Raw genomic sequence first — 11164 nt, 5'->3', positions numbered from 1 at the left:
TAGGGCAATAACTCTTATGCTCGAGATGCGAGTTATTTTGAAATGGAACATCCAGTTCAATTTCAATATAGGTTTAATGATTCTTTACCAGGCACCCAAAAAAATAAAACAATATATTTAAGTTTCTTGTTTTAACATCTGTATACGAATCTCTCCAATCGCCTTTGTCGGATTGAGTCCCTTAGGACAAACATTCGTACAGTTCATAATGCTACGGCAACGAAATACACTAAAAGGATCCTGCAATTTATCCAAACGATGTGCTGTCGCTGTATCTCGACTATCTGCTAAAAATCGCCTTGCCTGTAATAAACCTGCAGGCCCCACAAATTTTTCCGGATTCCACCAAAATGAAGGGCATGAACTAGTACAGCAGGCACATAGAATACATTCATATAATCCATCAAGTTGCGCTCGTTCCTCTGGAGATTGTAATCGTTCTCGTGCAGGAGCAACCTCATCATTTTGTAAATACGGTTCTATACGTTCATATTGTTGATAAAATTGGGACATATCAACAGCTAAATCTCTAATCACTGGAAACCCAGGTAAAGGACGAATCACTACTTTATCTGTCTGTAATTGAGAGATATGAGTAATACATGCTAAGCCATTAGTCCCATTAATGTTCATACCATCAGAACCACATACTCCTTCACGACAGGATCGTCTGTAAGTAATGGAAGGATCCTGTTCTGCCTTCAAACGCTCAAGTAACGTAAGTAGCATAGGATCGCTTTTGGCTGGAATGTCCAGCTCATAATCTTTCATATATGGCTTAGCATCCACCTCTGGATTATAGCGATATATTGATAAGGTCAATTTTCTACTATCTGCCATGTAATGTATCCTCTTTAATAAACACGTTCTTTGGGCATAAAAGGCTCGACATGCTTAGGTGATGCATTAACTGGTCGAAAATCAATCGTCTCACCTTCCTCAAAATAAAGTGTATGTTTAATCCAGTTTTTATCGTCTCTATTTGGATAATCTTCTCGACTATGTGCACCACGACTTTCAGTGCGTACCATAGCAGATTGCGCCGTAGCATATGCAGTTGCCATTAAATTATCCAACTCCAATGCACTCACTCGCTCAGTATTAAATACTTTGCTTTTATCCGCTAATTTGGCATGAGCCAAACGCTCACGTAAAGCTTGAAGGCGTTTTAATCCAGAAGCCATAACCTCGCCCGTACGGAACACACCAAAATCTTCTTGCATCACACGCTGCATTTCATCATGAATTACTGCAGGACTTTCACCCTCTTTTGAGTTGTTCCATCGGTTATATCGTTCTAAAGACGGAGCAAGATCATCATCACTAATATAGGCCGCATCAGGCAAGTGGTTTGATTGCCATAATTCTTCAACATGTAAGCCCGCTGCTCGCCCAAATACAACCAAATCAAGCAAGGAATTACCACCTAGACGATTCGCTCCATGTACTGATACACAAGCACACTCACCTACGGCATACAAACCCTCTACTACATGTTCTTTACCTTTGGTTTTAGTAATAACTTGTCCATGCATATTGGTAGGGATACCACCCATACTATAATGACAAGTAGGGACGACAGGAATAGGCTCAACAATCGGATCAACACCCGCGAACTTAAGCGATAACTCACGAATTCCGGGCAAACGAGACTTAATAAGATCTGCACCTAAATGATCTAATTTTAATTTAACATGATCAATACCCTTAGGATCAAATCCTTTCCCTGCCCGTATTTCTAAAGCCATAGAACGTGCTACAACATCTCGGGAAGCCAAATCTTTAACTCGAGGTGCGTAACGCTCCATAAAACGCTCGCCATCTTTGTTAATTAAATAACCACCTTCACCGCGACACCCTTCCGTTACCAAAACACCTGCTCCAGCAATTCCTGTAGGATGAAATTGCCACATTTCCATGTCTTGTAATGGAATGCCGGCTCTTAATGCCATACCATACCCATCACCTGTATTAATAAAAGCATTCGTAGTCGATTGATAAATACGGCCAGCTCCGCCAGTGGCCAAAATACATACTCGTGCTTGAAAAAAGACTACTTCACCTGTTTCAATACACATTGCAGTTACACCAGAAATACGCCCATGAGTATCTTTAACTAAATCAAGGGCATACCACTCGCTAAAAATGGATGCTTTGGCTTTTAAATTTTGTTGATAAAGAGTATGAAGTAAAGCATGTCCTGTTCTATCCGCTGCAGCGCAAGTACGGGCTGCTTGGTCACCACCAAAGTTTTTTGATTGTCCTCCAAACTGGCGTTGATAAATTCTACCATTATCCATGCGAGAGAAAGGCAAACCCATATGCTCCAATTCATAGACAGCTTCAGGGCCTGTCTTACAGAGATATTCAATTGAATCTTGGTCACCAATGTAGTCCGCCCCTTTTACGGTATCATACATATGCCAACGCCAATCATCATCATGTGCATTTCCTAATGCACATGTAATACCACCTTGCGCTGAAACAGTATGTGAGCGGGTTGGAAATACTTTAGATAAGAGTGCAACTTTTAAACCCGAATTAGCCATTTGCAGTGAAGCACGCATTCCAGCCCCACCTGCACCTATAATTACTGCATCAAATTCATTACGTGCAATTGCCATGCTACCGCCCCCAAAGGATCATTAAGCCCCAGATAAATTGACTAAGGAGCCATAAAACAACTATCATTTGTACTGATACACGCAGAACAGTACATTTCATATAATCTGTGGTTACAGTCCAAATACCTACCCAAGCATGCAAAGAAAGAGCAAATAAGGCAATTATGGATGCGATCTGAACCACTATATTAGAAAACAGAGCATGCCATTGAGCAAAACTCAATTCAGGATGAGATAACAAAAAACCGATTATAAAAATAGTGTACACAGCAAAATAAACTGCCGTTACTCGTTGGATTAACCAATCTTTTAACCCATTACCTGTCAAACTAGTGACATTAGTTACCATATCCAGATTCCTAGAAAAATTGTCAAAAGAACGGTAAGAGCAATGACGAAAACTGCCGAATTCCGGCCAGCATGAAGATGCTCACCAAATCCTATATCCATCAAAAGGTGCCGTATCCCTGCAAGCAGATGATAAATCATGGCCGTACCAAATGCCCAAACCACCATTTTATAACATGATTGAGATAATAAATTTTTCACGTGAAAAAACGATTCTTCTGATTGTACTGATTGCCCCAAAATAAATAACATAATGGGCAATAATAAAAATAAAACTACCCCTGAAATCCGATGCAATATAGAAGCAATTGCCATTGGGGGGTATTTAAAACTCACCAAATCTAGATTAACGGGTCTTTTTTTATTCACTGTAGGTTTCTTCCTTAATTTAGAGAAAGTTATTAAATATAGTACAAATGCGAGTATAGCACTCTGTTTTTATCACGCAAGATTAAGTCTCTATGGAATTTGAATAAAAGTAAACAGTATCCGCATTTTGGACAATTTTTTATTAAAATCTTTTGCACCGATTAGGTTTTGCAGAGCAAGACATTTTCCATTTCGAAGGGAAAATATTTTTGAAATAGCAGAACGCCACAAAAAATAATGGGGTAGTTGAGTTAAAGTCTCAACCTGCATTGAAGTATAAAATATAAGAACTCTTATCTCTTAGGAGATGAAGGACTTGATTTATGCGGTTGTTTATAAGTATCACGCGGTGACTCCGGAGGGTAACCATACTTATCTGCATTTTGTTTCACAATTTGTAAATAACGCTCGCCCCACTCACCAGGATCAAAGTTGGTGACTACCACATTGTAAGCTAGGTTAATAATGGATTCAAAGGCCTTTCTTTGTGGCAGCAAATGTCCGCCAAAAGATACTTGAACTTCTGTATCTGTAGCAACACCTTCTTTTTTCAAACGCTCAACCAAAATGTAAATCATTTTTTCTATAGTCATATAGAGTTTATGCATAGACATGCCTGCATTATACATTTCGACGCTTTTTGAAGTAGCTAGCTTTGATCCAGAATCATGAATAGGATATACGAATTCATATTCATCTGTACCTGGAATTAGCTCAGGCTTTATAATCGCAGGGGGTGAAACAATATCAATAAACGGGGACACAATATATAACTGAAAATCCGCCCAACGCCACCAAATTTGATAAACTCTCTCAACTAGAACTACCGGATCATTTAAATCAGCCTCCATTTCTAATCGACGCGCACCAATATCGATGCCAATCGTTGGAGTTTCAGAAGTATCAGTGCTATCAGCCATTTATTTGTCACATAAAAATCAAGCTATAAGACTATATTAGCTCAAATTTCGCCAAGGGGCACGCAAGTTAAAGTCGCATAAGTAAAAAAACTGTAAAAATGATCATAAACAATCTTTTTTCTTAGTTGAAAAGTTTATGAAAGGTATTGGTAATATTCGAGATCTTGAGCACGACATTTAAAGCAAGTACTTTTGCATTGGATCTGTTCCTGACACTTACGGATCACGCCTTTACCGATCCATAGATTAAGCATAGGTTGCAATGCTTGGAAGTCCAAATGAAATTCTCTAATTAATTGTTGCGTACTGACTACACCTTTTCGGCGAATATAATCACGTATTTGCAGCAGCATTAGCTCTCCTCATACTTCGCTTTTTAAAAATAGATATGACGATAATAAAAAACAGCGCAAACAAAGCTCCAATAATCCAAGAAATACTTAATTCTGAAGACTGAATCCATTTCGCTGTTTGATAAAATAAAACTGCAGCCATATAAGCAACGACAAAAGACCAAATGACTGAAACCCACATTAACTTTCTATTTGCTTCTTGCCTAATTACAGCCATAGTAGACACACAAGGAATATAAAGAAGAACAAAAAGTAAATAAGCAAAGGCGCCGATTTGTCCATCAAAACGCTGAGCCATAATTCCATATACTGATTGAGATACTGGGCTATCTGCCGCACTTGCTAATACAGGGTTTGCTAATGCAGAGCCTAATTGTGATAAATTCTCTGGAATAGACCCAAAAGCCGCTTTAATACCGGCCCAAAGATCAAAATGTGCCGCAGCTATCTCACCTACATGACCTACTTGAGCATAAAGTGAGTTCAAAGTACCTACTACTACCTCTTTGGCCAGCATCCCAGTTAACAGCCCTACCGTTGCAGGCCAATTATCTTGATGAATACCCATAGGAGCAAAAAAAGGAGTAATCCATTGTCCCATTAAAGACAATAACGATTGTGTGCTTGCCTCACCTGAATTAATACCTCCATCAAGGGTAATCGCATTTAACCCTCCTAAAAGAACACAAACAGGTAAAATTAATTTTCCTGCGCGCAGCACAAAAAAACGCAAACGCATTAATGTTTCTTTAAATAAACGGTTCAATGCTGGTTTATGATAAGCAGGAAGCTCCAAAATTAATGGCGATGCATGCCCTTTTAAAGTGGATTTTCGCAATATGAATCCAGTTAATACAGCCATTAGGATGCCAATAATATATAAAGAAAAGACAATATTTTGACCGCCAGAAGGGAAAAATGCGGCAACAAATACCGCATAAATGGCCAGGCGAGCACTGCATGACATAAATGGGCTCATCATTACGGTTAATAATCTATCACGTTCTGAATCTAATGTACGCGCAGCCATAATGGCTGGTACGTTACAGCCAAACCCCACAATCATCGGCACAAAAGATTTACCGGGTAACCCCAGCGCACGCATCGCCTTATCCACAACAAAAGCAGCCCTTGCCATATATCCTGAGGTTTCAAGTAATGATAAAAAGAAAAACATTGCGGCAATAACAGGAATAAAGGTCAGTGTTGTATTAATTCCTTTTCCCACGCCATTGGCTAATAAGGCAATTAACCAATTTGGAGCATGAATTTGCTCTAATAGCCAAGCAGTTCCCTGTACAAATAGAGTATCTGTACTAATATCAAAAAAATCCTGAAATGCACCCCCAATATTGATTGCAAATAAGAACATCAAATACATCATGGCAAAAAATATAGGAAGCGCCAAAAAGCGATTTAATACAACTCTATCGACTTTTGCAGTAAAATGCTCGCTGGCATCACTACGTTTTTTCTGAACTGAGATGACAATTTCGTGTATTTTTTGATATCGCGCATCAGCTAATAAGATATCTAAATTAGCTTCTTCTGGATTCAAAGAAGCTATATTCTTAGATAAAGCCTGTCCCAAGAGCAATACGTCACCTTCTGCAATCCTACGTGCTTGATAATAAGCAAGTGACTGGCTATAGCCCTCATTAATTAACTGGTTTTCCAATGCGTTTAATGTTTCTTGTATTGGTTCGGGCAAAGGAAGAGTCCAAGGCTTAATAACTTGCGGTAATTGCGTCAGAGCCTGCTTGAGTAAAGGAATACCTACCATTTTATGTGCTTGAATTGCGACTACAGGACAACCTAATCGTTGAGACAATGCATTGATATCTATAGTTATGCCTCGTTGCTGAGCAATATCCATCATGTTGAGTGCAAGGATTACGGGCGTACCTAATTCTAGAATTTGACTGGTTAAATATAAGTGTCGCTCAAGATGGCTGGCATCGATCACATTGATAATACAATCCGCGTGCATAGAAACAACTGCTTGTGCTGCAATTCGCTCATCCTGACTGACTCCATCAGCATTAGCGACTAATGAATACACCCCAGGCAAATCAGTTATTTTTATATTTTGCTCATCGAGTAAAAACTCACCGGTTTTCTTTTCAACAGTAACACCAGGCCAATTTCCTATACGTTGATTATCTCCAGTTAATGCATTAAATAAAGTGGTCTTACCACAATTAGGATTACCAACGAGTAACACATGAGTCATACATACTCCAAAACTAATTGATTCGCCTCTTCTTTACGCAAAGTTAAAGCCGTTCCTCTGACTTCAATTTGTATAGGACAACCTAAAGGAGCAATACGAACAACTGAAAACTCAGTACCACACGTTACACCTAAAGATAAGAGTCTACGTCGATACTGCATATCTGTTGTGCCAAAACTTGTTAATCGTACTTTATCACCTTGGACTAGCTCTGTAATTTTTACCATGTGCGAACAAGCAAATAACGAAATATATTGATTTTAGCACAAATGGAATCGAGAATCATTCTCAGTTAAGGAAAAAGTGATATATTTTTGACTTCAAAACGTAAATTTTTTGCTCATACTGTTGTCGTTGATGTAAAAATAATAATCGCTTAGCACCAATTCAGACTACGACTGAGCCATATTACGATTCAGAATCATCCGAAACCAACTCTTGTAACTCTCGTTTCGGATGGCGTGCCAAATAATCTACAGACTGCATTTCCAACAAACGACTCAAAGTTCGTTTAAAGGTTTCTATCATTTCACCTTCAACATATAACTGTTCGGCAGTAACTTCAGCAGATATAATAATATTAATGCCACGATCATACATCACATCAATAAAATGAATGAACATAATAGCTTGTAATGTATGATTTACGGTTAAAACAGGTACATCACTTACAAAAATAGTGTCAAATTTATCTGCCAACTCTAAATAATCTAATTGGCTACGCGGAAGATTACACAAAATATCAAAAGCGAACCAAATTGATTTTACCCCACATTTCAGATAAGGAATTGCACGTTTTTGGATCGTAATAATGCCATGCTCTTGAAACTCACTATTTAGTAACACAAATTGTTTTTCCATCGCCTCGCTTGTTTGCTGATTTAGTGGACATAAATAGGCATCTAATAATGGCGCACGTCCAACTCGATAATCCCTTTGTTCATTCAAACAAAGAACGTCACAATTTTCTTTAATAGCAGCGATGGCAGGTAAAAATCGTTTACGATGAACACCATCGCGATACAAATCATCTGGGGGTATATTTGATGAAATTACTAAGACAACACCATGAGCAACTAAAGCCTTAAGTAATTCAGCCAAAATCATGGCGTAAGCCACATCATGAACCATAAACTCATCGAAACAGAGTATCCGAGTTTTTTTGGCAAGTTTTTTAGCAATCTGAAGTAGCGGATTTTTTTGTCCCTGTAATAGTCTTAATTGTGCATCAACTTGTTGCATAAAATGATGGAAATGAAAACGTGCTTTTCTTTTTTCCTCAAGAAACTCATAAAAAAGATCAACCAAATAAGTTTTGCCCACTCCAACAGGACCATAAAGATATATCCCCTTGATTCGAGATTTGATCAAAGGATAAAACCATGAGGAGTTTGATTTTTTTATTTCCTCAGCAAGCCGCTGAAAATGCTGCAATATGTCTCTTTGTAAAGAATCATCGTCAATTTCGTCACGAGCAACCGCTGCTTCATATTGAGTTATTAACGTCATTATAGAACAACCTGAGAAGTTATATATTCAATCAGCTTTGTTTTGAGTTCTATCAATTTTCCATGAAAAAAATGACTTGTATTGGCAAAACGAATTACTGGAATCTCGGGATGTAACTGTGCTGCAAAATCAAAAACTAACGCAGGAGGAACGACCTCATCTTCATCGCCTTGAACAATAACCCAGGGAAAAGGTACCGGATTAAATTCATGATAATTATAATGATGTATTGGTGGAGCTATTGTGATTAATAAATCTGCATTGGCTTGTGCTGCTGCCCGATAGACAACATAAGATCCAAAAGAAAAACCCGCAAAAATTAATTTCTTTTCCGTGCACTCTTTTTGCAAGTCACGAACCAAAGCAAGCATATCCTCACTTTCACCTTGTCCTGCATCATAAGATCCTTCAGACTGTCCCACCCCTCTAAAATTAAAACGCAATGACGGAATACCTAGTTCTTTAAAGACACGCGCCAAAGTAGTAACAACTTTATTGTTCATCGTACCACCCTGCAGGGAGTGTGGATGTCCTAAAAAAGCAATAAACGTACTATCATTTTGATCAGGAACAGTCAAAACTGTTTCTAACTTACCAATAATACCTTGCAACGAGAGGAGATGCTCGCCAGGAATAGCTAATTTTTCAATGATTTGCATAAAAAACCTGTTTACATGACGTAGTTTATTTCGCAACGATAGGGTCTATTGACAATTTGACTCCCGACGTCCCGCGGACAAGCCGCGGGACGTCGTATCTTAGAAGACGACTTGTCAACAGAGTCCAGATGCTTGTTACCTGAAAGAGGAATAATACCTCAGAATGATAAAGTAACAAAATAGACCTCTTATTTAACGCTACTTCTCAACTCCCAAAATTTGAACTATGATAGGTAATGCGTTGACCTATTGGCAGCGACTTTAAAATTTTTAACTTTTGGAGGACTTGATCCATGCGACAGGTACCTGTAGTACATTTAGCTTTCCCAAATCATGCATACTCCAGTTTCTTAATTAAGGAGTAGCATCAATGAAAATTCATGATTTCAAACGTAAAAAAGAAGAACAACAAAAAATCGTCATGGTCACTTGTTATGATTATCCTTCTGCCTGTATTGTCTCTGAATCTAACGTAGATTGTGTTCTTGTTGGGGATTCAGTAGCCATGGTAGTACATGGCCACGACACAACCATTATGGCGACCATAGAGATGATGGTGCTTCATACTCAAGCCGTAGCACGTGGTTTAAAACAACAATTTTTAATTAGCGACCTCCCCTTTTTAAGTCATAAAACTTCATTAGCTCAAACTGTAGAAAATGTGAAAAGCCTATTACGCTCAGGAGCACATGCTGTAAAAATCGAGGGTGCTGATGCAGATACATGTCAAACCATTTCTTATCTAGTCAATGCGGGTGTTCCTGTTATGGGCCACATTGGTTTGACGCCTCAATCCATTCACCAATTAGGCGGCTATAAAGTACAGGGAAGAAATCCAGATCAAGCAGAAACGCTGATTCAACAGGCACTTCGTTTAGAAGCTGCTGGCTGTTTTGCTCTTGTAATTGAGTGCGTTCCTCAACCATTAGCTCAAGAAATTACTCAATCATTGCGCATACCCACTATTGGCATTGGAGCCGGTTCTGATACTGATGGTCAAGTTCTTGTTTGGCATGATATGTTGGGCTTACAAACTGATTTTAATCCCAAGTTTGTCAAAAGATACGTACAAGGTAAAGAAATGCTACTGAATGCGTTAAATGCTTATGCACAGCAAGTTCGACAGGTTAGTTTCCCAGCATCTGAACATGCATTTTAATGTCTGTGAGTTATCCATAAAAATGCACGGCATTTTGTATGGGGACCATTCAGAATAATCAGTTTGATACAATAAAATAGAATCTATTTATTGTATCAAACTCACATAATTAGGAACATCATGATGCAAATTTTTCATAACCTTGAAGAATGGATAGCTTTTCGTAAAACCTTATCCACTGAATTAACCATAGGTTTTGCACCTACCATGGGTAATTTGCATGCAGGACATGCATCTTTATTTTTAGCAAGCCAAAAAGAAAATCACTACACTGTTTCCAGTTTATTTGTTAATCCAACACAATTTAATCAAGCTGAAGATTTTAAATTGTATCCACGCACTTTGGAAACAGATCTGAAGATGATGGAGGATTCGGGTGTAGATTTTTGTATTCTTCCAGACGACAAAGCAATGTATGTAGATGAATATAATTATCAAGTGCATGAAAAACAACTGTGCCAATTAATGGAAGGTAAGCATCGCCCTGGACATTTTAACGGTGTTTTAACGGTTGTCATTAAATTATTTAATCTTGTCAAGCCGCATAAAGCTTATTTTGGTGAAAAAGATTATCAGCAATATCAATTGATTCAAGGAATGACTAAAGCATTCTTTCTGGATATAGAAATAAAAGTATGCCCAACCCTACGTGAATCCAGTGGCTTGGCCTTTAGTTCGCGCAATAATCGCCTTAGCAAAGAGCAAAAAACTATAGCTGAGGAATTTGCCACCTTGTTTCAACAAAAAGACAAATCATGCGCGCAAATCATTGAAGAATTAACCCAAAAAAATATTGTTGTAGCGTATGTTGAAGAACATCAAGGTCGTCGATATGCAGCAGTCCGAATTGGTGATATTCGCTTGATTGATAATTATTCGCTATAGAGATTGAGAATAAAAACTCAATCTCATGAACATTATTACTTGGGCATAACGCTCAATTAGGGCGTGTTGACAATTTTTTTCTTCTTTGATGAAAAATGTGCGTTA

12 protein-coding genes are annotated in these 11164 nt (G+C 38.3%); 2 read left to right on the top strand and 10 right to left on the bottom strand.

Going from position 1 to position 11164, the window contains the following annotated elements; genetic code table 11:
• Positions 1–117: 117 nt before the first annotated feature.
• The 10 genes from Lsan_RS02680 to Lsan_RS02630 form a co-directional block, all read right to left on the bottom strand.
• A complete protein-coding gene (locus tag Lsan_RS02680; protein ID WP_058512993.1) occupies positions 118–840 on the bottom strand; it encodes a succinate dehydrogenase iron-sulfur subunit in 723 nt (240 codons plus the stop codon).
• 14 nt (positions 841–854) lie between these two features.
• Positions 855–2624 (bottom strand): succinate dehydrogenase flavoprotein subunit, encoded by a 1770-nt coding sequence (sdhA, locus tag Lsan_RS02675; protein ID WP_058512992.1) that lies wholly within the window; start codon positions 2622–2624, stop codon positions 855–857.
• A gap of 1 nt (position 2625) precedes the next feature.
• Positions 2626–2973, bottom strand: coding sequence for a succinate dehydrogenase, hydrophobic membrane anchor protein (gene sdhD, locus Lsan_RS02670; protein ID WP_058512991.1), 348 nt, complete (start codon positions 2971–2973; stop codon positions 2626–2628).
• Positions 2967–3341, bottom strand: coding sequence for a succinate dehydrogenase, cytochrome b556 subunit (sdhC, locus tag Lsan_RS02665; protein ID WP_058512990.1), 375 nt, complete (start codon positions 3339–3341; stop codon positions 2967–2969). Before sdhC ends, sdhD begins: the two co-directional genes overlap by 7 nt.
• A gap of 293 nt (positions 3342–3634) precedes the next feature.
• Positions 3635–4261: a hypothetical protein gene (locus Lsan_RS02655; RefSeq protein ID WP_058512988.1), complete on the bottom strand. Its 627-nt coding sequence runs from the start codon at positions 4259–4261 to the stop codon at positions 3635–3637.
• Between the two features lie 134 nt (positions 4262–4395).
• Entirely contained in the window at positions 4396–4614 is a 219-nt protein-coding gene (locus Lsan_RS02650; protein WP_058512987.1) for a FeoC-like transcriptional regulator, read from the bottom strand.
• Positions 4595–6847, bottom strand: a complete 2253-nt coding sequence (gene feoB, locus Lsan_RS02645) for a Fe(2+) transporter permease subunit FeoB (protein ID WP_058512986.1) — start codon at positions 6845–6847, stop codon at positions 4595–4597. Before feoB ends, Lsan_RS02650 begins: the two co-directional genes overlap by 20 nt.
• A complete protein-coding gene (locus tag Lsan_RS02640; protein ID WP_058512985.1) occupies positions 6844–7074 on the bottom strand; it encodes a FeoA family protein in 231 nt (76 codons plus the stop codon). Before Lsan_RS02640 ends, feoB begins: the two co-directional genes overlap by 4 nt.
• A gap of 181 nt (positions 7075–7255) precedes the next feature.
• Positions 7256–8356 (bottom strand): cell division protein ZapE, encoded by a 1101-nt coding sequence (gene zapE / locus Lsan_RS02635; RefSeq protein WP_058512984.1) that lies wholly within the window; start codon positions 8354–8356, stop codon positions 7256–7258.
• Complete coding sequence (locus Lsan_RS02630; protein WP_058512983.1) at positions 8356–9015, bottom strand: alpha/beta hydrolase; 660 nt, start codon at positions 9013–9015, stop codon at positions 8356–8358. Before Lsan_RS02630 ends, zapE begins: the two co-directional genes overlap by 1 nt.
• A gap of 370 nt (positions 9016–9385) precedes the next feature.
• On the opposite strand from Lsan_RS02630, the gene panB reads away from it, so the two are divergent.
• The gene (panB, locus tag Lsan_RS02625) at positions 9386–10174 is read left to right on the top strand and encodes a 3-methyl-2-oxobutanoate hydroxymethyltransferase (protein ID WP_058512982.1); all 789 of its coding nucleotides are present in this window, start codon (positions 9386–9388) and stop codon (positions 10172–10174) included.
• A 123-nt stretch (positions 10175–10297) separates the two neighbouring features.
• Positions 10298–11059 (top strand): pantoate--beta-alanine ligase, encoded by a 762-nt coding sequence (gene panC, locus Lsan_RS02620; RefSeq protein WP_058512981.1) that lies wholly within the window; start codon positions 10298–10300, stop codon positions 11057–11059.
• The last annotated feature ends 105 nt before the right edge of the window (positions 11060–11164 follow it).

The organism is Legionella santicrucis (assembly GCF_001468135.1).
Lineage (GTDB): Bacteria > Pseudomonadota > Gammaproteobacteria > Legionellales > Legionellaceae > Legionella > Legionella santicrucis.
The sequence above is the reverse complement of the archived record's forward strand: the minus strand, read 5'-3'. Positions and strand labels throughout refer to the sequence as shown.